The 22692-nt window shown below is 68.4% G+C and carries 23 protein-coding genes and 1 pseudogene; 18 read left to right on the forward strand and 6 right to left on the reverse strand.

Annotated elements, in window-relative coordinates:
- Positions 1 to 19: 19 nt before the first annotated feature.
- Positions 20 to 1381, forward strand: coding sequence for an AI-2E family transporter (locus AB8619_RS02485; RefSeq protein WP_436794879.1), 1362 nt, complete (start codon positions 20 to 22; stop codon positions 1379 to 1381).
- A 6-nt stretch (positions 1382 to 1387) separates the two neighbouring features.
- Here AB8619_RS02485 and AB8619_RS02490 read toward each other — a convergent pair whose 3' ends face one another.
- The gene (locus AB8619_RS02490) at positions 1388 to 2278 is read right to left on the reverse strand and encodes a glucosyl-3-phosphoglycerate synthase (RefSeq protein WP_436794880.1); all 891 of its coding nucleotides are present in this window, start codon (positions 2276 to 2278) and stop codon (positions 1388 to 1390) included.
- A 131-nt stretch (positions 2279 to 2409) separates the two neighbouring features.
- Here AB8619_RS02490 and AB8619_RS02495 point away from each other — a divergent pair, with 131 nt between their 5' ends.
- The 3 genes from AB8619_RS02495 (at position 2410) to AB8619_RS02505 (ending at position 5311) form a co-directional block, all read left to right on the forward strand.
- Complete coding sequence (locus AB8619_RS02495) at positions 2410 to 2685, forward strand: ubiquitin-like small modifier protein 1 (protein ID WP_436794881.1); 276 nt, start codon at positions 2410 to 2412, stop codon at positions 2683 to 2685.
- A gap of 269 nt (positions 2686 to 2954) precedes the next feature.
- Positions 2955 to 4574, forward strand: coding sequence for a chaperonin GroEL (gene groL, locus AB8619_RS02500; RefSeq protein ID WP_436794882.1), 1620 nt, complete (start codon positions 2955 to 2957; stop codon positions 4572 to 4574).
- Positions 4575 to 4654: 80 nt separating this feature from the next.
- Positions 4655 to 5311 carry a histidine phosphatase family protein gene (locus AB8619_RS02505; protein ID WP_436794883.1) on the forward strand — a complete coding sequence of 219 codons (657 nt, stop codon included), beginning with the start codon at positions 4655 to 4657 and terminating at the stop codon, positions 5309 to 5311.
- 26 nt (positions 5312 to 5337) lie between these two features.
- Here AB8619_RS02505 and AB8619_RS02510 read toward each other — a convergent pair whose 3' ends face one another.
- Entirely contained in the window at positions 5338 to 5679 is a 342-nt protein-coding gene (locus tag AB8619_RS02510; protein WP_436794884.1) for a DUF983 domain-containing protein, read from the reverse strand.
- A 62-nt stretch (positions 5680 to 5741) separates the two neighbouring features.
- Positions 5742 to 6675 (reverse strand): annotated as a pseudogene (locus AB8619_RS02515) (SpoIID/LytB domain-containing protein).
- Between the two features lie 27 nt (positions 6676 to 6702).
- Here AB8619_RS02515 and AB8619_RS02520 point away from each other — a divergent pair.
- The 10 genes from AB8619_RS02520 to AB8619_RS02565 all read left to right on the forward strand — a co-directional run bounded on the left by AB8619_RS02520 (position 6703) and on the right by AB8619_RS02565 (position 16998).
- The gene (locus AB8619_RS02520; protein WP_436796426.1) at positions 6703 to 7428 is read left to right on the forward strand and encodes a hypothetical protein; all 726 of its coding nucleotides are present in this window, start codon (positions 6703 to 6705) and stop codon (positions 7426 to 7428) included.
- 161 nt (positions 7429 to 7589) lie between these two features.
- Positions 7590 to 8396: a formate dehydrogenase accessory sulfurtransferase FdhD gene (locus AB8619_RS02525; RefSeq protein ID WP_436794885.1), complete on the forward strand. Its 807-nt coding sequence runs from the start codon at positions 7590 to 7592 to the stop codon at positions 8394 to 8396.
- Positions 8393 to 10624 (forward strand): molybdopterin-dependent oxidoreductase, encoded by a 2232-nt coding sequence (locus tag AB8619_RS02530; RefSeq protein WP_436794886.1) that lies wholly within the window; start codon positions 8393 to 8395, stop codon positions 10622 to 10624. The genes AB8619_RS02525 and AB8619_RS02530 overlap by 4 nt, the downstream gene beginning before the upstream one ends.
- 41 nt (positions 10625 to 10665) lie before the next feature.
- Positions 10666 to 11658, forward strand: a complete 993-nt coding sequence (locus AB8619_RS02535; protein ID WP_436794887.1) for an LLM class F420-dependent oxidoreductase — start codon at positions 10666 to 10668, stop codon at positions 11656 to 11658.
- Positions 11655 to 12134: a thiol-disulfide oxidoreductase DCC family protein gene (locus AB8619_RS02540; RefSeq protein WP_436794888.1), complete on the forward strand. Its 480-nt coding sequence runs from the start codon at positions 11655 to 11657 to the stop codon at positions 12132 to 12134. The genes AB8619_RS02535 and AB8619_RS02540 overlap by 4 nt, the downstream gene beginning before the upstream one ends.
- Before the next feature lie 34 nt (positions 12135 to 12168).
- Positions 12169 to 12855, forward strand: coding sequence for a chlorite dismutase family protein (locus tag AB8619_RS02545; protein WP_436794889.1), 687 nt, complete (start codon positions 12169 to 12171; stop codon positions 12853 to 12855).
- Positions 12856 to 12971: 116 nt separating this feature from the next.
- Positions 12972 to 14315, forward strand: coding sequence for an ABC transporter permease subunit (locus AB8619_RS02550; protein WP_436794890.1), 1344 nt, complete (start codon positions 12972 to 12974; stop codon positions 14313 to 14315).
- Between the two features lie 19 nt (positions 14316 to 14334).
- Complete coding sequence (locus AB8619_RS02555; RefSeq protein ID WP_436794891.1) at positions 14335 to 15327, forward strand: branched-chain amino acid ABC transporter permease; 993 nt, start codon at positions 14335 to 14337, stop codon at positions 15325 to 15327.
- Entirely contained in the window at positions 15317 to 16279 is a 963-nt protein-coding gene (locus tag AB8619_RS02560; RefSeq protein WP_436794892.1) for an ABC transporter ATP-binding protein, read from the forward strand. Before AB8619_RS02555 ends, AB8619_RS02560 begins: the two co-directional genes overlap by 11 nt.
- Entirely contained in the window at positions 16276 to 16998 is a 723-nt protein-coding gene (locus AB8619_RS02565; RefSeq protein ID WP_436794893.1) for an ABC transporter ATP-binding protein, read from the forward strand. Before AB8619_RS02560 ends, AB8619_RS02565 begins: the two co-directional genes overlap by 4 nt.
- A 169-nt stretch (positions 16999 to 17167) precedes the next feature.
- Here the strand turns inward: AB8619_RS02565 and AB8619_RS02570 are convergent, their stop codons facing one another.
- The gene (locus tag AB8619_RS02570; protein ID WP_436794894.1) at positions 17168 to 18511 is read right to left on the reverse strand and encodes an ABC transporter substrate-binding protein; all 1344 of its coding nucleotides are present in this window, start codon (positions 18509 to 18511) and stop codon (positions 17168 to 17170) included.
- A 162-nt stretch (positions 18512 to 18673) separates the two neighbouring features.
- Between AB8619_RS02570 and larE the strand changes: the two genes are divergently transcribed.
- Positions 18674 to 19453 carry an ATP-dependent sacrificial sulfur transferase LarE gene (gene larE, locus AB8619_RS02575; RefSeq protein ID WP_436794895.1) on the forward strand — a complete coding sequence of 260 codons (780 nt, stop codon included), beginning with the start codon at positions 18674 to 18676 and terminating at the stop codon, positions 19451 to 19453.
- 54 nt (positions 19454 to 19507) lie between these two features.
- Entirely contained in the window at positions 19508 to 21067 is a 1560-nt protein-coding gene (locus AB8619_RS02580; protein ID WP_436794896.1) for an AMP-binding protein, read from the forward strand.
- A 9-nt stretch (positions 21068 to 21076) separates the two neighbouring features.
- Here the strand turns inward: AB8619_RS02580 and AB8619_RS02585 are convergent, their stop codons facing one another.
- Together AB8619_RS02585 and AB8619_RS02590 are read right to left on the reverse strand one after the other, a co-directional pair.
- Positions 21077 to 21367 carry a hypothetical protein gene (locus tag AB8619_RS02585; RefSeq protein WP_436794897.1) on the reverse strand — a complete coding sequence of 97 codons (291 nt, stop codon included), beginning with the start codon at positions 21365 to 21367 and terminating at the stop codon, positions 21077 to 21079.
- On the reverse strand, positions 21364 to 21858 hold the full coding sequence (locus AB8619_RS02590; protein ID WP_436794898.1) for a DUF427 domain-containing protein: 495 nt from the start codon (positions 21856 to 21858) through the stop codon (positions 21364 to 21366). Before AB8619_RS02590 ends, AB8619_RS02585 begins: the two co-directional genes overlap by 4 nt.
- A gap of 18 nt (positions 21859 to 21876) precedes the next feature.
- Between AB8619_RS02590 and AB8619_RS02595 the strand changes: the two genes are divergently transcribed.
- Together AB8619_RS02595 and AB8619_RS02600 are read left to right on the forward strand one after the other, a co-directional pair.
- Positions 21877 to 22392, forward strand: a complete 516-nt coding sequence (locus tag AB8619_RS02595) for a hypothetical protein (protein ID WP_436794899.1) — start codon at positions 21877 to 21879, stop codon at positions 22390 to 22392.
- Positions 22389 to 22691: a hypothetical protein gene (locus AB8619_RS02600; protein WP_436794900.1), complete on the forward strand. Its 303-nt coding sequence runs from the start codon at positions 22389 to 22391 to the stop codon at positions 22689 to 22691. Before AB8619_RS02595 ends, AB8619_RS02600 begins: the two co-directional genes overlap by 4 nt.
- The last annotated feature ends 1 nt before the right edge of the window (position 22692 follow it).

The following is a 22692-nucleotide window of genomic DNA, read 5'->3' on the forward strand; positions in this document are numbered from 1 at the left end:
TTCCGGTACCGTTCAGTCGATGTTCGATCGTTTCGCGGTGGCAGGGCGAGCAGCGTGGGCGCTGCTCGGCGTCGGCGCGGCACTCGCCGTGGTGCTGTGGATCGGATGGCAGTTCCGGGTCGTGTTCCCGCCGCTGGTGCTGGCCGGAGCGATCGTGTTCATCCTCAACCCGGTGGTCACCGCCCTGGCGAAACGGCACGTCCCGCGGGCTGCAGGCACGGGTATCACCTACGTCGGGTTCGTGGCGCTGCTGGTGATGGTCGGTTTCCTGATCGCCCCGCTGGTCCAGACCCAGGGCGAGGAGTTGGCCGATCAGTGGCCCGAGATCCGCGCCGACGGCGAGAAGTGGCTCAACGACCTCTCCGACCGTTCGAAGGAGGACGGCTGGCTCATCGAGGTCCCCAACGTCGACGAGTTGAAGGATCAGTTCGGTGGCACCGACTCGGCCCAGAACGAGGAGTTCGACCGGGTCGTCGAATCGGCCTCCGATGTCCTGAACGATGCCGACGAAGCCCGCCTCGCCGCCGACCTCGACCGGGTGGCCGCTGATGCCCGGGCCCAGTTCCCGGGCGAGACGGGGATCGCCGAACAGCTGAACACCGTTCGCGAGGTCGGCACCCGGGTCTTCGAGATCGGGCTGATCTTCATCCTCGCCCCGATCATCGCGTTCTACCTTCTCGTCGACCTGCCCCACATCGGGGTCGTCGCCCGCCGTCTCATCCCGGAGCGGGCGAAGCCGCAGGTGCTCCACGTCGCCCACCGGCTCAACCACACGATCGGCGGGTACTTCCGTGGGCAGCTCGCGGTGGCCATCATCGTCGGAGCGATGGTGAGCGTCGGCCTCGCGATCCTCGGTCTCCCGTTCTGGCTGATCGTCGGCATGATCGCCGGCGTCTTCAACATGATCCCGCTGATCGGTCCGTGGGTCGGTGCCGTTCCCGGGGTGGCGATCGCACTCACGACCCGTGACGCCGGCACCGCACTGTGGGTCATCGCGATCATGACGATCGCCCAGCAGATCGACAATCACTTCATCTCGCCGCTGGTCATGCAGCGCACCACGAGCCTGCACCCGGCCGTCGTGATGCTGACGCTGCTCGCCGGCGGCTCGCTCGGCGGATTCTTCGGGCTGTTGTTGGCGGTCCCGCTGGCCGCGACCGTCAAGGTCCTCGTCGGCCATCTGTGGGCCGTGTACGTGCTCGAGACACCGATCGACGAGGTCCTCGAGGCCGAGGCCGATCTCCCACCGCCGGACAACACCGGCATCCTCGAGCCGCTGGAGCACTACGTCGACGGCGACCTGGGTGACCACTCGTCGGCCGACGACGACAGGGGGTCCGGCGAGTCGGCCGGAGCGACGTCCGGCGCCACCGACCGCTAGTCGGGTCTACGCGCTCCGGCGCCGATAGCTGGGCAGCTCGACGAGCGGCGGCAGCTCGTGCTGCGAGAGCAGCAACGGCTCGTGAGTGGGTCGTTTGAGGACGACGGGATGGTCCGCACGGGTGTCGAGCCCGGCGCGGTTCAGCGCAGCCCGCATCACGGCGGTGGCCTGCGGGCCGAGTTCGTCGAGGGTGCGATTGCGGTGGCGTCGCTCGCCCAGGTCGACCTCGGCGATGCCGTCGATGCCCACGGCTCGGGCGGCGTCGACGAGCAGCGCGATGTCGACGCCGTAGCCGTCGACGAAGGGGAGTCGTTCCAGCAGCCGGCGTCGTCCGCCGTACTCGCCGGCCAGCGGCTGGCCGATCGACGCCAGCTCGGGGAAGAGATTGGCGAGCAGCGGCCGGGCCACGAGTTCGGTGACCCGTCCACCGCCGTCGCCGCCGACCAGGGGCCGAGCGTAGGTGCCCTTGACGAACGAGACCTCGGGATGCAGCAGCAGGGGGCCGAGGAGCCCGGTCACGAAGTGGGAGCCGAAGTGGTCGATGTCGGCGTCGCACCACAGCACCAGGTCGCCGGTGCTCTCGTGGAGCGACTTCCACAGCGCCTGGCCCTTGCCGGGTCCGGTGTAGTCGGGGAGGGTGCTCTGTGCGTCGACGACGTCGGCGCCGGCGGCGCGTGCGGCGGCGGCCGTGTCGTCGGTCGAGTGGTCGTCCACGACGATGATCTCGTCGACCAGGGCGATCTCTTCCATGAGCTCGGTCCGGATCGTCTCCACGATGGTCCCGACCGTGGTGCCCTCGTCCCGCGCCGGCAGACACACCGAGACGGTGTGGTCCCCCTTGTGGGCGAGGAGTTCGGCGGCATCGTGGTCGTGATGCATGGCGCGGTGGAGCGGCACGCAGGAAGTGTCGCCGGATCGCATCGCTGTCGGCAACCTGTGCCCCGCGTCGGTGGTCCGACGCGTCGATCCCGTTAGCATCTCCGGCGTGCCCGAGACCGTGGCGCGTCACCCCGAGCAGAGGTTCATCCATGAGCGTCACCATCCGCATCCCCACCACCCTGCGTCCGCTGGCCGGCGGTTCGTCCGAGGTCGAGGTCGAGGGCGCCACCGTCGGCGACGCGCTGAAGGCGCTCGACTCGGCCCACCCCGGCTTCACCGACCGTCTCCTCGACGACGAGGGCGGCCTGCGCAAGTTCGTGAACATCTTCGTGGCCGACGACGACGTCCGTTTCCTCGACGGCCTCGCCACGCCGGTGCCCGACGGCGAGACGATCGCCATCATCCCCGCCGTCGCCGGCGGCTGACCCGAGCCGGTCACCCGATGTCCGCAACGTGCCGATCGGCACGTTGCGCGTCGTTTTCGTAGCGGTATGTACCGATGGGTACGTACCGCCCGTTGCAGGCCGCCCGTTGCAGGCCGCCCGTTGGAGCCCGCCCGGTGCGGGCCGAGTGGACGCGTGAGGAATCAGCAGTCTCGGGTTGCGAGTGCCAGCGGTAGGTGATTGGCTGTTGGCAGTCTCACTTGGAGACTGCTAATCCCCGAAACAGTTCCGCCTGTACCAGGAGTCAACCGATGGCCAAGATGATCGCCTTCGACAGCGAAGCACGCCGTTCGCTCGAAGCGGGCATGAACAAGCTCGCCGACGCGGTGCGCGTCACCCTCGGCCCCAAGGGCCGCAACGTCGTTCTCGACAAGAAGTGGGGCGCCCCCACGATCACCAACGACGGCGTCTCGATCGCCAAGGAGATCGAGCTCGAGGACCCGTTCGAGCAGATCGGTGCGGCCCTCGTCAAGGAGGTCGCAAAGAAGACCGACGACGTCGCCGGTGACGGAACCACCACCGCCACGGTGCTCGCCTGGTCGATGGTCCGCGAAGGCCTGCGCAACGTCGCAGCCGGCGCCAACCCCATGTCGCTCAAGAAGGGCATCGAGGCCGCGGTCGCCGCAGCCGTCGATTCGATCCGTGACCTCGCCGTCGAGGTCGACGGCAAGGAGCAGATCGCCCAGGTCGCCGGCATCTCGTCGGCCGATGCCGAGATCGGCACCATGATCTCCGAGGCCATCGACAAGGTCGGCAAGGACGGTGTCATCACCGTCGAGGAGAGCCAGACCTTCGGCATGGAGATGGACCTCGTCGAGGGCATGCGCTTCGACAAGGGCTACATCTCCCCGTACTTCGTCACCGACACCGACCGCATGGAAGCGGTTCTCGACGACGCCTACGTGCTCCTCGTGAGCTCGAAGATCACCGCCGTGCGCGACCTCGTGCCGGTCCTCGAGAAGGTCATGCAGTCGGGCAAGCCGCTCGCGATCATCGCCGAGGACATCGAGGGTGAGGCGCTCGCCACGCTCGTGGTCAACCGCATCCGCGGCACCATCAAGGCCGCCGCCATCAAGGCGCCGGGCTTCGGTGACCGCCGCAAGGCGATGCTGCAGGACATGGCAGTGCTCACGGGGGGCCAGGTGATCTCCGAGGAGATCGGCCTGAAGCTCGAGAACACCACGCTCGACCTGCTCGGCACCGCAGCAAAGGTCGTCATCACCAAGGACGAGACCACCATCGTCGACGGTGGCGGCTCGGACGACGACCTCCAGGGTCGCATCGCGCAGATCAAGAACGAGATCGAGAACACCGACTCGGACTACGACCGCGAGAAGCTCCAGGAGCGTCTGGCCAAGCTCAGCGGCGGCGTCGCCGTCCTCAAGGTCGGCGCAGCCACCGAGGTCGAGCTCAAGGAGAAGAAGCACCGCATCGAGGACGCCGTCAGCACCACCAAGGCGGCCATCGAGGAGGGCGTCGTCGCCGGTGGCGGCACGACCCTGCTCCGGAGCCGGGCCAGCGTCGAGAAGGTCGCCAAGAAGCTCAAGGGCGACGAGTCGACGGGTGCCCGCATCGTGGCGCACACGCTCGCCGAGCCGCTCAAGCAGATCGCCCGCAACGCCGGCCTCGAAGGCGGCGTCGTGGTCGACCGGGTGCTCTCGCTCGACTCCGCCACCGAGGGCCTGAACGCGGCCACCGGCGTGTACGAGGACCTCACCAAGGCCGGAATCATCGATGCTGCCAAGGTGACCCGGTCGGCGCTGCAGAACGCAGCATCGATCGCGGCGCTCTTCCTCACGACCGAAGCCGTCATCGCCGACAAGCCCGAGGGCGGCGGCGGCGAAGGCATGGGTGGGATGGACGACTTCTAGTCGCCCACCGCACGCAGCAATTCGCAGAACGGGCGCCCCACGGGGCGCTCGTTCCGCGTCCGACCGTAGGATTCCCACCGATGTCCCTGACCCGATTGATCCTCGTCCGCCACGGGGAATCGGCTGCGCAAGCCGGCGGTTTCCTCGCCGGCCACGAGGCCTGTTCCGGCCTGTCCGACCTCGGTCGATCGCAGGCAGCGGCGCTCGCCGACCGCCTGTCGTCGGGTGAGTTGGGACCCGTCGCGGCCCTCTACGCCTCGGAGATGGAGCGGGCGATCGAGACGGCGTCGATCATCGGTCCGGCGATCGGACACGCCGAACCGCGCATCGACTGTGGGGTGTGTGAGCTGCATCCCGGCGACGCCGACGGGCTCACCTGGGCCGAGATCGAGGAGCGTTGGCCGACACGATTCGGTACCGGCTGGGACCCGAACTGGCATCAGATCGCCAACGCCGAATCCTGGGGCGGGATGCGCGACCGGGTCAGTGGCTCACTGGCACGCATCGCCGCAGCGCACGCAGGCGAGACCGTGGTCGTGGCCTGCCACGGCGGCGTCATCGCGCACGCCATGCAGCACCACCTCGGCATCGCCACCGACGCCGACGTGGCGTGGTTGGTGGCCACCAACACCTCGATGACCGAGTTCGTTCTCGACGAGACCCTGGCCGACTGGCGTCAGGGCCGCTGGGGCATCGCTCGCTTCAACGACGCAGCACACGTCACCACGCTGCGCTGAGCTCGGGTCCCCGCTGCGCTGACTCGTCAGTCGCCCTGACGGCCGGTCGGTGGGAGGAAGCGTGGATCGATGTCGTCGTCCGGTTCCGGCGGGCGCATGGCGAGGTCGATGCTCGACCACAGCGACTTCGAGATCGGATAGAACGCGATCGGGAGGACGAAGGCGACGCCGACGGTGATGATCATCAGCACCGGGATCGGCGGGTCCGGGTAGGTGACCGTGAAGCCGGCGGCGACCACGAACGCCAGCGTGGTGAAGGTCACCATGACATTGAGGCCGAAGGCGCCGATCCACTGGTCGTCGACGCGCGTCGTGGGGTAGTTGCACGTCGGACAGCGATCGCGTAGATGGAACCACCCGTCGAACATCCCACGATTTCCACACATCGGGCATCGCCGAGCGAGCCCGCGCATCACCGTGCGGCGAGGCGTCAGCGGCGAGGGTCGATCCATCTCGCCAGTCTGACCACCGGCGAGATGTGCACCCGAATCGCGGAGCGGGCGACGTTGCTCGTCACGTCGGCGACGAGTGTCCCCAGGGCGAAGAGGGGGTGGAGGCGTCGTTGCGAGCCCACATGCGCGGTCGCGGTGGACGCGGTCAGAACGATGAGCGCCAGGGCCACTGCGACCAGCGGCGCCGGCACGGGAATCGGACCGGTCGAGTCGTCGGTCAGCGGGGTGAGCGCCTGCTCGACCATCCGCTGGTCGATCTGCGTCGGGCTGATCGCGCGTACCGCGTCGAGGTCGACCGCGTCGACCGTCGTCCCGACCACGCCGGGGTCGTCGGTCGCCTCGGGCGGAGGTGGCGGCGCCTCGGCTTCGGACGTCGCGACCTCGAACAGCGTCGATCGGAGCCCGAGTCGGCGGCGGAAGTCCTGTGGGTCGACGCCCATCTCGCCGGCGTCGCCGACGATGGTCATGCGCAGTGCTCGTCCCGAGGGTCCGGTCTCGTCGACACGGATGTCCTCGATGGTCCCGGCGTACCCGAGGCGGCCGGCGACGTCGGTGAGGGCGATGTCGAGGGAGTACGGGTCCGGATGCACGGTCGGATACGCCTTCGCCGGCAGGTACGCCACGTCGCCAGACGAGCCGAATCCCTCGGCGGTGGTGGCGCTGATGCCGCCACCGGACGCGCTGTAGAAGGTCGCGGCGAACGCACCGTTGTAGAGCGCCACCGTGCCGGCAGTGGCGTCGACCGCGGCGATCTGGCCGGCCGACTCGTGGGCGATGCCGGCGTACACCTGGCACGACTCGCTGTCGCAGATCTCGCCGCTTGCGGCCATCGCGGCGCAACGCGAACGTGCGAGCGGCGATCGCCTGGGCCTGCACGGCTGCTGCCGGCCAGCTCCCGGGGACCTCGCCCATGCCCTTGAGGTAGCTCTCGATGTCGACGTGGTTCCGCAGTCGGGCCCCGCCCGGAGCGCCGGTGAACTCGAACAGCCCGCGGTAGGTGCGGCCACGGCCGATCGAGGTCAACGTGCCGCCGTCGGCGGGGACGGCCCAGACCGGGGTGGACGAGACGGGGTCGGCCGGTGCGGTCGTCGACGTGGACGGGTCGGCGCCGCCGCCGCCGCCACCGGCCGGAGGCTGGCCGCCGCCACCGCCGCCGCCACCGGGGTCCGTCGTGGGCGGTGTCGTGGTGGTGGGGGACTCGCCGTCGTCGTCCTCGGGCGGGCAGAAGATCAGGATGCAGTCCTGTTGGCGGGCCTGGTACGCCGTCGCTCCGGTGCTCAGCGCGGCGACCGAACCACCCACGACGCGGAATCCGGAGCCGTCACGCTGCAGTTCGACGGTCTCACCGGGGCCGACTCGCACCGGGAAACCCGGTTGCTGGTCGCCGCTGCGAGACGACCGGACCTCACCGCCGTTCGGGAACTGCACCTGCACCCGGTCGCGGCGCTCGAGGGGGACGACGACCTCGCCGCCGGCGTTGCCGAGCTGGGTGCCGGGATAGAAGGTGGAGATGATGTCGGCCGCCGAGGCGCCCTGCGTGGCGAGCGTGTAGGCGCCCCACTGCGACATGCCGACGCCGTGGCCGTGGCCGCGGCCCTCGATGTGGACCACGGGGACGTTGATCGATGTCTGGTCGGCGGCAACGGTCGGTGCCCCGACGACTGATGCCGCCAACAGGACGATCGCTGCGACCGCGGTCGACGCGATGCGTGCACTGCCTTGCATTCCTCACCCCTTCTGGGTGTTCCCTCCGGCGTTCCTGGATGGTTCGTGATCCGTCTGCCCGAGTCCTGCCGCCATCGTGCGTCATTAGGCTGCGAGATCCGATGAGCCGTGGTCGCACCAATCGCATCCTCACCACCGAGATCGACCGATCCGGCTCGACGCGCGGGCCCGACGACGTGGCCGTCGAGGAGCCGCTGGAGATCCGCCTCGACGGAAACCTGGTCGGGACGACCATGCGGACACCCGGCCATGACTTCGAGTTGGCGGCGGGGTTCTGCCTCGCCGACGACCTCCTCGGTGGTGCCACCATCCGGTCGGTCAAGTACTGCCGGGGCGACGGTCCCGGTGCCGTCGTCGAGTCCGAGTTCAACGTCGTCACCGTCGGCACGGGCGGCCTCGCGCCCGTTCCCGAGCCCCGCCTCGGCGTGACCTCGTCGGCGTGTGGCATGTGCGGGACGACTGCGGTCGACGAACTGCGGACCCGCCTGCACCCCCTGCCGGCCGGAGCGCCGTTCCCCCGGTCGTTGGTGCTCGACGCGCCCGAACGACTGCTCGGCGACGCGCCGATCTTCGCGGCCACCGGCGCGGTGCACGTCGCTGCGCTGTTCGACCGTTCGGGCGACACCGTCGTCCTTCGTGAGGACGTCGGACGTCACAACGCGGTCGACAAGGTCATCGGCGAGCGCCTGCTCGCCGGCGCCGTTCCCGCTCCGGACCTCGGTCTGGCCGTCAGTGGACGGGTGGGATTCGAGATCGTCCAGAAGGCGTGGGCCGCCGGGGTGACGCTGGTCGTGGCCAAGGGAGCACCAACGTCGTTGGCCGTCGAGGCTGCCCGGATCGCCCGCATCACGTTGGTCGGGTGGGCGAGCGACGGGCGGGCCCGCGTCTACGAGGGAGCCGTCGCATGAGTCTCGACGAACAGTTCCGGGGCTGGAACCGAGAGCACTGGGTGTCGGTCACCCACATCAACGGGATCGGGATGCAGAAGCCCCGTCACGAGAAGGAGATGGTGCGCACGGCCATCGCCAACCTCAACCACCCCAAGTACGCATGGGACGTGTTGACCAAGGGTGTGTGCGACGGCTGTGCGCTCGGCGTCGCCGGGCTCCACGACTGGACGATGGACGGCATTCACCTGTGCACGACGCGGCTGCGGTTGCTCGAGCTCAACACCGCCGACCCGATCGACCCGGTGCTGCTCAGCGACGTCGAACCGCTGCGCCGGAAGTCAGGCGAGGAGTTGCGGTCGATGGGGCGCCTCGGCGTGCCCATGCGCCGGCGACGTGGTGAGGCCGGCTTCCGCCCGATCGGTTGGGAGGAGGCGCTGGGAGCGCTGGCCAGCGGACTGCGCGAGGCCGGACGAGACCGCAGCGCGGTGTACCTGACGAGCCGTGGCCTGACGAACGAGGTGTACTACGCCGCCGCCAAGGCGGTCCGTGCGATCGGCACCAACAACATCGACTCGGCGGCGCGGGTCTGCCACGCCCCGTCGACCAGCGGCCTCAAGGCCACTTTGGGCGTGGCGGCGACGACCTGTTCGCTCGAGGACGTCCTCGAGTCCGATCTGCTGGTGCTGTGGGGGTCGAACCCGGCCAACAACCAGCCGGTGTTCATGAAGCACCTGTACCTGGCCCGCAAGAACGGCCTCCGCGTCGTGGTCGTCAACCCGTACCTCGAGCCTGGCCTCGACCGCTACTGGGTGCCGTCGACGGTCGAGTCGTTCCTCTTCGGCACGCAGATCTGCGATCTCCACGTGCCGGTGCGTCCCGGCGGGGACGTGGCGCTCGCCAATGCGGTGCTGCAGAAGCTCATCGAGTGGGGCGCGGTCGACGAGGCGTTCATCGCCGACCACACCGAGCACTGGGACGACGTCGTCGCGTCGCTGGCCGGGCAATCCCACGAGGACCTGTGCGCAGCCGCCGGCGTCGACACCGCGGTCGTCGAGGCGTTCGCCCGCGAGTACGCCGACGCGTCCTCGGCCATCCTCACCTGGTCGATGGGGATCACCCAGCACGCCGACGCGGTCTCCGGGGTCCAGGCCATCGTGAACCTCGCATTGAGCCGGGGGAACGTGGGTCGCGACGGTGCGGGGCTCATGCCGATCCGCGGACATTCGGGGGTGCAGGGGGGCGCGGAGATGGGGGCGTACGCGACGTCGTTCCCCGGCGGCCGGGCGGTCGACGCCGAGAATGCGGCCGAGATGGCCGAACTCTGGGGCTTCGAGGTCCCGGACTCGCCCGGCCTCACCGCGCCCGAGATGCTCGATGCCGCCGCACGGGGTGACATCGACGTCTTGTGGACCTCGGGCGGCAACTTCCGCGAGGTCCTGCCCGACCCCCAGCGGGTCGACGCGGCCATGGCGACGATCCCGCTCCGCGTCCACGCCGACATCGTGGTGTCGTCGCAGATGCTCGAACCCGGCGACGACGTCATCTTGTTGCCGGTGCTCACTCGCTACGAACAGGAAGGCGGCGGCACGTCGACCACGACCGAACGCCGCATCGCGTTCTCGCCGGAGATCCCGCGGCGTGTCGGCGAGGCCAGGAGTGAGTGGCGGCTCTTCGCCGATGTCGCGTCGCGGGCCCGACCCGAACTGCGGCCGCATTTCTCGTGGCCGAGCAATCGCGATCTCCGCGCCGAGATCGCGACCGTCGTGCCGGCCTACGAGGGCATCCAGGACCTGCGAGAGACCGGCGACCAGGTGCAGTACGGCGGACGCCACCTCTGCGCCGGCGGCGAGTTCCCCACGCCGTCGGGTCGGGCGCGGTTCACGCCGCTCGAGCCGTCGACGGCGGACCTGCCGGTCGGCACCTTCACGGTCGCCACCCGGCGGGGCAAGCAGTTCAACTCGATGGTCTACGCCGAGGTCGACCCGTTGACGGGCGCTGGTCGCGACGCCGTCTACATCGACCACGACGATGCCGCGGCGTTGGGCATGGCCGACGGTGCGCCGGTGCGGCTCACATCGGAGACCGGCACGTACGACGGTCACCTGCACTGCATCCGGCTCGCACGCGGCAGCCTCCAGGTCCACTGGCCCGAGGGGAACGTGCTCCTCCCGGCCGGGCCCGATCACCGGGAGCCGCTGTCGCAGGTCCCCGACTACAACGCGACCGTCACCGTCACTTCTCGCTGAACGTCGGCGCGTGCACCGTGGACGGCGTTACGGTCGGACCCATGACGCGCCTCGGCTACCAGATCCCCAACTTCAACTACCCCGACGGGGAGGGGACGGTCGCTCCGGACGGGATCTTCGACCTGGTCGTCCAGCAGGCAAAGGAGGCGGAGGAGTCGGGGTTCGACACCGTCATGGTGATGGATCACTTCTACCAACTGCCCATGCTCGGCCAGCCCGAGGACTACATGATCGAGTGCTACACGCTGCTCTCGGCGCTGGCGCAGCACACGTCGACCGTGCGTCTGTCCGCGCTCGTGACCGGCAACACCTATCGGAATCCCGCCGTGCTCGCGAAGACCGTCACCGCGCTCGACATCGTCAGCGGCGGCCGGGCGCAGCTCGGCATCGGTGCCGGTTGGTTCGAGCAGGAACACGATGCGTTCGGCATCGAGTTCGGCTCGTTCACCGACCGGTTCGAGAAGCTCGACGAGGCGCTGCAGATCATCCTGCCGATGCTGCGTGACGAGCGACCGACGCTCGACGGCGAGCGCTACGCGGTGAAGGGGGCGATCAACCAGCCGCCGCCGCTCGGCCGGATCCCGGTGATGATCGGCGGGTCGGGTGAGAAGAAGACGCTTCGCATGGTCGCCCAGTACGGCGACGACTCCAACATGACGGTTGGACCGGAGGAGATCCCTCGCAAGCTCGAGGCGTTGGCCGCGCACTGCGAGCGACTCGGCCGCGATCGCAGCGAGATCACCGTCACCATGCAGCGCAATGCCTGCATCGCCCCCACGCACGAACAGGCCGTGGCCGAGGTCGACGAGGCGCTGGGCCGACGTGGTCTCGACCTGTCGTCCATGTCGGTCGAGGACGCCGACGCCATGCGCTCGATGCTCGCCCACGGGACTCCCGACGAGCTGGGGGAGCAGTTCAGCGAATGGATGGCGCTCGGCATCGACGGCTTCACCGTCAACTCCATCGCCAACGGTCACCTCCCCGGTCGGGTGAGCCTCCTGGGCGAGACGCTGTCGGCGGTGGTCGCATCGTGAGCACGACGCAGCGCGACGAGAAGCCGGCGCCGAGCGACGGGGTCGGGGACGACCTCTCCGGCCTCCCCGACCACATCGTCCTCTACGACGGTGTCTGCGGACTCTGCCATCGCGGCGTTCGTTCGCTGATGGGGCTCGATCGCGACCGGATCCTCCACTTCGCTCCGCTACAGGGCGAAACGGCGGCGCGTCTGGGGATCGTGTGGGAGGACGACGGTCCAGCGAGTGCGGACACCTTCGTCTTCGTCGACAACACCGGACCCGAGCCCGTCCATCACGAGCGTATGGACGGCGTCGCCGCCGAGTTGCGAGCGATCGGCCGGTTGGCCCCGGTCGCCGCGATCATCCGCCACACGCCGAAGAGGATCGCCGACGGCGCCTACAAGGTGATCGCTGCCTCGCGCTACCGGCTGTTCGGCAAGTTCGACCAGTGCGAGCTCCCGACCCGCTCGCAGCGAGAGCGGTTCCTCCCCTAGCGGTTCCGCCCGCAACGCCTTCTAGGGTTGGGGAGTGACTTCTCCCTCGATCCCCACGGACGGCGAATCCGTCCTCCACCTCTTCTTCTCGGTCGGCCCGCTCGCCGACGCCGCCGAGATCCGAGCCGCCGTCTCGTCCGCCGAGGCCGACGGTTACCAGGTGGTCCCGGTGTCGGTGCTCGGACACAAGGCCGACCTCGGGTTCATGGTCCTGGGTGAGGACCAGTGGCGCCTCCGCCGGCTCCAGACCGAGCTGACCGCGGCAGGACTCGAACTCGTCGACAGCTACGTGTCGTTGACCGAGATCTCCGAGTACGCCAAGGGCGTCCCCGACGAGATGAAGCAGGCGCGCCTCCACCCCCAACTCCCGCCCGAGGGGAAGCCGGCGTTCTGCTTCTACCCGATGTCGAAGCGCCGCAACGTCGACCAGAACTGGTTCACGTTGCCCTACGACGAGCGGCACTCGCTGATGATGGAGCACGGGAAGTCGGGTCGAACCTTCGCCGGCCGGATCCTGCAGGTCATCACCGGGTCGACCGGCATCGACGACTTCGAGTGGGGCGTGACCCTGTTCGCGCAGCACCCAGACGACCTCAAGGAGGTCGTCTACACCATGCGCTACGACGAGGCCTCGGCCGTCTACGCCGAGTTCGGCGCGTTCATCACCGGGATGACCGGCACTCTCGACGAGGTCCTGGAGTCGCTGCAGCTGGGGGCGTGAGCCGCACGCGAAGCGGGACAAACTGCGCTCGGTCGTGGCCGAATTGTGAAAACAATTCGACAGGATGCCCTTCGACGCCGCGTGGCCGGTGTGCAGTTCTGTATGGTCCGACTCCCGTGACGTCTCGACTCCCGAAGACCATCGCCGTTGCCCTCCTCGGCGTCCTCGCCGTCACGTTCGTGCTGGCCTCGTTGGTGGTCCCTGCCGGGGCCCAGGAGACGGACGCTGCCGAGACCGGAGCCGCAGAGACGGGCACCGAAGCGCCAGAGTCGGTCGGCGGCACCCTCAAGGCCGACGGTGAGGTCGACGACGAGGTCATCCTCGTGGCCGGCGCCGTGATCTCGGTCGCCACCGCCGACGGTGAGGAGATCGACTCGGTCGAGACCGACGACGACGGCACCTGGTCGATCGGCCTGCCTGGCCCGGGCGACTACGTCGTGTCGATCGATCCCGACAGCCTCCCCGACGACATCGACCTCCGCAACGAGGACCGTGCCTCGCTGGCCGTCTCGGTGCGGCCGGGGCAGTCCCGTCCGATCCTGTTCGCCTTGGGTGAGGACACCCGCAACGTCGGCTCGAAGATCGATCAGTTCTTCCAGTTGACGGTCGAGGGCATCAAGTTCGGCCTGATCATCGCGATGACGTCGATCGGCCTGTCGCTGATCTTCGGGACCACGGGTCTCGTGAACTTCGCCCACGGCGAACTCGTGACGCTCGGCGCACTGATCGCCTACTTCTTCAACCAGACCCTCGGGATCCAGCTGATCCCGGCGGCGCTCCTGGCGATGGTCGCCACCGGCGCGCTCGGTGGAGCGAGCGACCTGGGCATCTGGCGACCCCTCCGACGTCGCAAGACCGGACTGATCGCGATGATGGTGGTCTCGATCGGCCTCAGCTTCATCCTGCGGTACCTGTTCCTCTACCAGTTCGGCGGCGGTACCCGGCCCTACGGCGACTACGCCCTCCAGCGAGCGATCGACATCGGACCGATCTCGATCACCGCCAAGGACATCTACAGCATCATCATCTCGGTCGTGGTCCTGGTCGGCGTGGGCCTGGCACTCCAGCTGACCCGCATCGGCAAGGCCATGCGTGCCGTGGCCGACAACCCGGATCTGGCCGAGTCGTCGGGCATCGACGTCGACCGCGTCATCCTGTTCGTGTGGGTCAGCGGAAGCGCGCTGGCCTGCCTCGGTGGCGTGCTGTTCGGCCTCGGCGAACAGGTCAGCTTCCAGTTCGGGTTCCAATTGCTGTTGCTGATGTTCGCCGGCGTCACCCTCGGTGGCCTGGGCACGGCGTACGGCGCCCTGCTCGGCTCGTTCATCATCGGGCTGTTCGTCCAGGTGTCGACGATCTGGGTCTCGACCGAGCTGAAGAACGTCGGCGCCTTCGCCATCTTGATCGTGATCCTGCTGGTCCGCCCGCAGGGGATCCTGGGCAGAGCGGAGCGAGTCGGATGACGACGAGAAGGGAGCCCACATGGACTGGGGCCTGATCTTCGAGACCACCATCCGCGCGGCGTTCACCAAGGACGCCATCGTGTTCGCGCTCGCGGGCATCGGTCTCAACATCCACTTCGGCTACACGGGTCTGCTCAACTTCGGTCAGGCGGCCTTCGTCGCCCTGGGCGCCTACGGCGTGGGTGTGACCGTCGAGTACTTCGACCAGTCGATGTGGCTCGGTGTGCTCGCCGGCCTGATCGCCGCTGCCGTGTTCGCGCTGATCCTCGGTGTGCCCACGCTCCGGCTGCGCGCGGACTACCTGGCGATCGTCACGATCGCTGCGGCCGAGTCACTGCGCCTCATCCTGCGATCGGTGACGTTCTCCGACTACTTCGGCGGTTCGTCGGGCATCAACAACTTCGCCGGCGAGTTCTACGACGTCAACCCGTACAACCCGGGTCGGTACGGGTTCGGGCCCCTCGAGTTCCGTCACACCGATCTCTGGCCGATGACCGTCGGCTGGGGTCTCGTCGTGATCGTGGCCGTGCTCGTGTACCTCCTCATGCGCAGCCCGTGGGGCCGTGTCCTGAAGTCGATCCGCGAGGACGAAGATGCGGCTCGCAGCCTGGGCAAGAACGTCTTCTCGTACAAGATGCAGGCGCTGGTCCTCGGCGGCATGATCGGTGCGCTCGGCGGGTTCATCAACGCCGTGGCCACGCAGTCCGTGCAACCGGACAACTTCGGCACGCCGCTGACCTTCTTCATCCTCACGTCGCTGCTCCTGGGCGGGGCGGCCCGGGTGATCGGCCCGATCGTGGGCGCGATGCTGTTCTGGATGGTGTTGGCCTTCACCGACACCTTCCTCCGCCAGGCCGACAACAACGACCTGATCCCCGACGCGATCATGACCGGAACGCAGGTCGGCGCCGTTCGGTTCATCCTCGTGGGTGTGCTCCTCGCCGGCCTGATCGTGTTCCGACCGCAGGGGATCTTCGGCGACCGCAGGGAGATCGAACTCGATGCCCGCTGACCTTCCCGCAGTGGCCGCCGACCCCTTCGCCGACGTCGCGCGCGAGCCTGGGGCCGCCAAGCCCGACCCGATCCTGAAGGTCGACGGTGTCCGCCGTCAGTTCGGCGGCCTCGTCGCCGTCGACGTCGACCACCTCGAGTTCCAGCGTGGCGTCATCACCGCCCTGATCGGCCCCAACGGCGCCGGCAAGACCACCTTCTTCAACCTCATCACCGGCTTCGACCAGCCCAACACGGGCGCGTGGGAGTTCAACGGCGAGTCGATGGGGAAGATGGCGCCGCACCAGGTCGCTCGCAAGGGCATGATCCGGACGTTCCAGCTGACCAAGGCGCTGGCCAAGATGACGGTCATCGAGAACATGAAGCTCGGTGCCACCGGCCAGCGGGGCGAGCGGATGCTCCCGTCGCTGCTCCCGTTCCTGTGGCGTCGCCAGGAGTCCGAGATCGAGGCCCAGGCCGACGAGCTGCTGGCCCGGTTCAAGCTCGACCACATGCGTGAGGAGTTCGCCGGCTCGCTCTCCGGCGGCCAGCGCAAGCTGCTCGAGATGGCGCGCTCGCTGATGGCCAAGCCCGAGCTCGTGATGCTCGACGAGCCGATGGCCGGCGTCAACCCTGCGCTCACCCAGTCGTTGCTCGGACACGTCAAGAACCTCCGCGAGGAGGGGATGAGCGTGATCTTCGTCGAGCACGACATGGACGTCGTCTTCGACATCTCGGACTGGGTCGTCGTCATGGCCGAGGGCCGGATCATTGCCGAGGGCCCGCCCGACGCGATCGGTTCGAACAAGGAAGTCATCGACGCATACCTCGGCGCCCACCACGACAGCGACCTCAGCGACTGGGAAGAGGAAGCCGTCATCGCCGAGGTGACCGGAGCACACGGTGACGTGATCGGCTCCGAGCTGCACCTGGGCGCCGACGATGGACCCGACCCGACCGGAGACGACGCATGAGCCTGCTCGAAGCCCGCGGCATCGTGGCCGGCTACGTGCCCGGCGTCGACATCCTCACCGGCTGCGAGCTCACGCTCGAGGACGGCGAGCTCATCGGCATCATCGGCCCCAACGGCGCCGGCAAGTCGACACTGCTCAAGGCGCTGTTCGGCCTCATCCCGGTCCGACAGGGGTCGGTCACGCTGGCCGGTGAGGACATCACCGGGCACAAGGCGTCCAAGCTGGTGTCGATGGGGGTGGGGTTCGTCCCCCAGACCAACAACGTCTTCCCGTCCCTCACCATCGAGGAGAACCTCGAGATGGGGACGTACCTCGAGCCGAAGCGGGTGAACGAGCGGTTCGAGTTCGTGTTCGACCTCTTTCCGCGCCTCTTCGAGCGCCGCAAGCAGCGGGCCGGCTCGCTGTCGGGTGGCGAACGGCAGATGGTCGCATCGGGGCGTGCCCTCATGGCCGATCCGTCGGTCCTCCTGCTCGACGAACCCTCCGCGGGCTTGTCGCCGCTCTTTCAGGACGAGGTCTTCGTCCGGTGCAAGCGGATCCAGGCCGCCGGCGTGTCGATCATCATGGTCGAGCAGAACGCCCGTCGTTGCCTCCAGATCTGCGATCGGGCCTACGTGCTCGACCAGGGCCAGAACGCCTACACGGGCACCGGCAAGGAACTCCTCGCCGACCCCAAGGTGATCGAGCTCTACCTGGGCACGCTCGCCCGGGTCCAGTAGCCGCCGCCACTTCGCCAGCGCGACGCTGACCACGTTCGACTCGCGTCGGGAGCGTTGTCGCGCCCGTCGGAGAACGTGGGTGTGCGCCAGAACGCGAAGAGGCCCCGGCGTGAGCCGGGGCCTCTTCGGAGTGCGGTCGCTCGTCAGTCAGTGCTGACGATGCGTGGGATCACTTTCCGGCGTCGAAGTTCTCGCCGAGGGCGTTGCCCATGTTGCCGTCCGAGCCGTAGACCGGCTTGTCGCGCGGGCCGATGCCCTGCTCGACCATGACGGTGAGGATGCGGCTCGACTCGTCGAAGCCGATGAGGAGGGTGCCCTCAGCATCGGCGGAGACGGCCTGGCCGACCTCGGCGTCGAACGTCTGCGCAGCCGGGTCGTAGATGACGGCGTCGATGACCTCGCCGCCGCCGGCTTCGAAGGCGGCCGTGAAGTCGTCGACGAGGCCTGTGCCGTAGTCGTCGTCCAGCGCCAGGATGAAGACGTTGGTGATGCCGTCACCGAGAACGATGTCGGCCAGCGTCGCACCCTGGAGGATGTCCGACGGGGCGTTGCGGAAGTACAGGCCCTTGTCGTCGTAGGTGCTGAACTTCTTCGACGTGTTCGCCGGCGAGAACATGGCGACACCAGCGGTGGTGATCTTGTCGATGACGGTGAGGCTCACCGACGACGAAGCGGCACCGACGATGAGGTCGACGTTCTCGGACAGCAGACGGTCCGTGGTGCTGTTGGCGATGTCCGTGGTGGTGTCACCGGAGTCGCCGTTGCTCAGCTCGGCCGGCTTGTCGAGGACGCCGCCGGCTTCGTTGATCTCGTTGATCGCGAGCTGTGCGCCGGCGAACTCGGGCGGGCCGAGGAACGCAAGCGAGCCCGTCTCCGGGAGGAGCGTGCCGACCTTGAAGACCCCGTCGCCCTCACGGGTGGCGGTGACGGGCTCCTGGGGCACGTCGGCCTCTTCCGGAGCGTTGGCGGTCACGAACTCGGTGGCGTCGTCGTCGATGCGGTTGTCGTCACCGAAGGTGAGGATGCCGTAGCTCGCGACCGTCGGCTCACCGTTGCCGGAGAAGTCGAGCGGGCCGGAGACGCCGTCGTAGTCGATGTCGGTTCCGGCTTCGATGAGGGCGAGGCACTCGGCGTAGCCGGTGCACTTCTCGCCGTCACGGGTGACGCCGTTGATCTCGTTGCCGTACTCGGCACCGTCGGTGCCGGCGACCTCGACCGCGAGGGCCGACACGATGATCGCGTCGTAGGTCTCCGGGCCGTAGTTGAAGTCGACGAGCTCGGGGTCGACCTCGAGGAGGCGGTCCTTGAAGGAATCGTCGAGCGGTGCGAGCGGCGTGGTGCCCCGCATCCCGGCGAGCGCGCCGTCGGCGCCGTCGCCGGAGCCTCCCGAGCCCTCGGTGGTTGTGCTCTCGTCGCCGGTGGCCGAGTCGTCATCGTCGCCGCATGCGGCTGCGACGAGCGAGAAGGCCATCAGCAACGCGATGAGCAGGCGGAGTTTGCCCGGCTTTCGCATGTGATCAGTTTCCTTTGTGTTCAACAACAGGGAACGATGAGAGTAACTCTCGGTGGCGGCCCCATGCGGCCGATCGTGAAGAAATGCAGAATCTCCCTCAATCGGGCTTCTGTCCCATTGACGCTGCTTCGTCGCCGGGTTCGGTGCGCAAGGATGGAATCGATGGGTGATCTCGCCGTGCTCCGCGACCGACTGCGCGAACTCGATCGGGTCGTCGTCGCCTTCTCCGGTGGCGCCGATTCGGCGTTCCTCGCGTGGGTCGCCCACGAGACCCTGGGTGATCGGGCCACGGCCGTGACCGCCGTGTCGCCGTCGCTCGCCGGTCTCGAGCACGACGACTGCCGCAGCCTCGCCGCCGAATGGGGCCTCGACTGGCGCGAGGTGCACACCGACGAGATGGACAACGCGGCGTACCGCCAGAACGACACCGACCGGTGCTTCTGGTGCAAGGACGCGCTGATGGACGCGATCGGGCCCCTGGTGGAGGAGACCTCGGCGACGGCGATGCTCGGCGTGAACCTCGACGACCTCGACGATCACCGCCCCGGGCAACGCGCGGCGGCCGAGCGCGGTGCGGTCTTTCCATTGGTCGAGGCCGGCTTCACCAAGGACGACGTCCGCCGGGTCTCACGTGAACTCGGTCTGCGGACGTGGGACAAGCCTGCGGCCCCGTGTCTTGCGTCCCGTCTTCCGTACGGCACGCCGGTGACCCTGGGCCGGCTGCGATCGGTCGAGGACGCAGAGGCAGCGCTGCGGGCGATGGGCTTCGACGAGCTCCGGGTCCGGCATCACGGTGAGCTCGCTCGCGTCGAGCTCCCTCTCGACCGCATCGACGAAGCGCTCGCTCGCCGAGTCGATGTCGTTGCCGTGGTGAAGGCGGCCGGATACCGGTGGGTGTCGGTCGACCTCGACGGGCTCCGTTCTGGGAACCTCAACCCGTAGCCCGCGGCTACGTTGCGGGCGGGGCCACCGTCCGGCCTCGCACGAGGGGGCACGATGGCCGACATCACCAAGAAGCACGCCGACGCGAACGGCGACTCGATCGCGCTGATCGACGATCTCCGCGAGGAGACGTGGTCCGAGCTCGACGACGCGACGAACCGCCTGGTCAACGGGTTCCGTGATGCCGGTCTGGTCGCCGGCGACACCATCTCGATCCTGTGTGGCAACCGGTGCGAGAACTTCGAGGTGCAGGCCGCAGGGGGCCACGCCGGGCTCTACATGGTCCCGGTGAACTGGCACTGGACCGGTGAGGAGCTGGCCTACGTGCTCGACGACTCCGACTCGAAGGCGCTCGTCGTCGACGGTCGGTTCCTCGACGTCGCGACCGACGCCATCGCCCGGCTCGACCACCGACTCCTGCTGCAGCTCGTGATCGACGCCGACCCGCCGGACGGCTTCACCGACTACGCGGACTTCCTCGCTGCGTCGTCGCCCGACGAGCCCGAGGACCAGACGCTGGGCGGCCCGATGTTCTACACGTCCGGGACCACCGGCTTCCCCAAGGGTGTTCGGACCTCGACCATCCAGCCGGGCATGCCGGCGAACCTCATGGAGTTGGTCGCCGCCGGAGCCGTTGCGAACCTCTCGATCCCCGACGGCGGAACCACCCTCCTGTGCGGTCCGCTCTACCACTCGGCGCAGTGGGCGTGGTCCCTGCTGCCGTTGCTGGCGGGCAGCCGCTGCGTCATGCAGCACAAGTTCGATCCGGCCGAGGTGCTGTCGCTCATCGACGAGCACGGCGTCACCAACGTCCACCTCGTGCCGACCCAGTTCATCCGGCTCCTGAAGCTGCCGGACGAGACGAAGGCCGCCTTCGACGGCGGCTCGCTCGTCTGTGTGTGGCACGGCGCAGCGCCCTGCTCACCGCAGGTGAAGCGCGACATGATCGACTGGCTCGGCCCGAAGGTGTGGGAGTACTACGGCGGGACCGAGGGCGGCATCATGTCGGTGATCTCGGCCGACGAGTGGCTGGAGCGTCCGGGGAGTGTCGGCCGACTCGGTGCCAGCTACGAGGTGCGCATCCTCGACGACGACGGCAACGAGATGCCCACGGGGGAGTCGGGACAGATCTGGTTCAAGAACCTGCTCGGCACCGACTTCGAGTACCACAACGCTCCCGAGAAGACAGCGGCGGCGCACCGCGAAGGCGGATTCGGGACCCTGGGAGACATCGGGTACCTCGACGACGAGGGCTACCTCTACCTCTCGGACCGCAAGATCGACATGATCATCAGCGGCGGCGTGAACATCTACCCGGCGGAGATCGAAGGGGTGCTGGTCACCCACCCCGCCGTGCGAGACGCTGCGGTGTTCGGGATCCCGCACGACGAGATGGGCGAAGAGGTCAAGGCCGCCGTCGAGTTGGCCGACGGGCATGCGCCGTCGGACGAACTGGCTCGTGACCTGATCCGGCATGTCCGCGACCATCTGGCGGGCTACAAGGCGCCGAAGTCGGTCGATTTCGAGGAGGAGTTCCCGCGGCACCCGACGGGCAAGCTCTACAAGCGGCTGCTTCGTGACCCTTACTGGGAGGGCGCGGGCCGCTCGCTGTAGTCCTGTTCGCTAGCGGCGTGTGATGTCGCCGGCGGTCCAGAGCGGGAACGCCAGGTGCTTCACGCCGAGGTGGTCGACGATCCGGTCGTCGTCCGCGAAATCGGCGAAGCACCGCCTCGCGACGTCGGTGCCGACCATGTAGACGAAGTCGGCCCAGGGCAGCAGCACCGGTCCGTCGTCGACGTCGCCGTCGCGCAGCACGGCCTCGACCTCGAGCGTGGGTCGTTCCGGATGGGACGGGTCGAGGCAGACCGAGTGGTAGACGATGCCCTCGAACACCGACATGGCCTTGATCTTCACCAGCCCTGCGTCCCCGGTCCACCCTTGAACGGGCCGACCACCTTCGACGTGATCCAACCGCCGTAGAACGCTCCCTCGTTGGCGTCGACGACCTCGCCGTCGACGGTGCACTCGTCCATCATCTGTGGGTAGAAGGCGTAGTGGTCGACGATCGGCGCGAACCGCTCGGTCGGTGCGGGGTAGGTCCAGGCGGCGTTCGGTGCGGCCTGTTCACCGACCTGCACGGTCCAGTAGACCGCGGCGCCCTTCCACTCGCAGAACGTGCGGTCGGTGCCCGGCACCAGGAGGTCGGTGCGGACGTCGGCGGCCGGGAGGTAGTAGGCGGGCGGCTGGCTGGTCTCCAGGATCCGGACCGAGCGGGTCGTCTCGGCAATCCGCACCCCGCCGAAGTCGACGGTGACGTGGTGGTCGCAGGGCTCGACGGCAGGAGGTCGGGGATAGTCCCAGACCGATTCCTGGCCGGGGCCGGGTTCGACGCGGCGAGGTCGCATGCCCGAAGCTTGACTCCGATGTCGCCGCCCGACAACCCACACGCCGCAACGAGTCAGGACGATCCCGCGGACGAGCAGCGGTTCCGCGAGATCTCCGCCGCTTTGGTCGCTGCGGTGGCCGAGGTCGTTCCCGCGTGGATCGAGCGCCTGGTCATCGAACGAGTCCGCTCCTGGTCCGGAGAGGTGAGCGCCGACGTGGAGCAGGCGGCGACGACTGCCGGCGTCGAAGCGGCTGCCGATGTGGTGCCGCGGATGCAGGCGCTGGTCGAGACCGACCTCGACCACCAGCGCACCAACCCGCTGTCGTTGTTGCGTGACACGACCCGCTTCGCGCACGAGGTCCTCGTCGACGTGGGTGTCCCCACGGTTGCTCGTGACCCGTTCGTGCAGCGGTCGTTCCCCGACGACGACTACGGGCTCGTCCCGGCTTCGTGGGACGAGGTCGACCCGTCGCTGCACGAGTTGGGGCTCACCTGGGGTGCGGCGAAGGCCTTCTTGTTCAAGGCCCGGCGTCGAGCGGAGGGGAAGACATGACGGCGTACGCGATCACGACCGACCTGATGGACGGTTCGAAGATCCGTTCCGGCATCGACGGCGTACGTGTCGTCCGTCCCGGTACCGACTTCGACGGTGCGACCGTGATCGTCGTCGACCTCGGCCTCGGCGGAGCGCTCGACGCCGCCCTCACGACCGGCGCTCGCGTCATCGCCTACGGCAGCCACGTCGACGACGAGGTCCTGTCGGATGCTGCCGCACGTGGTGCGGAAGCCATGCCTCGATCGCTGTTCTTCCGCCGGTTACGTGAGGGAACGATCCTCGACCGGGACGGTTGAC

Source organism: Actinospongiicola halichondriae (assembly GCF_049103745.1).
GTDB classification, from domain to species: domain Bacteria; phylum Actinomycetota; class Acidimicrobiia; order Acidimicrobiales; family Salinilacustritrichaceae; genus Salinilacustrithrix; species Salinilacustrithrix halichondriae.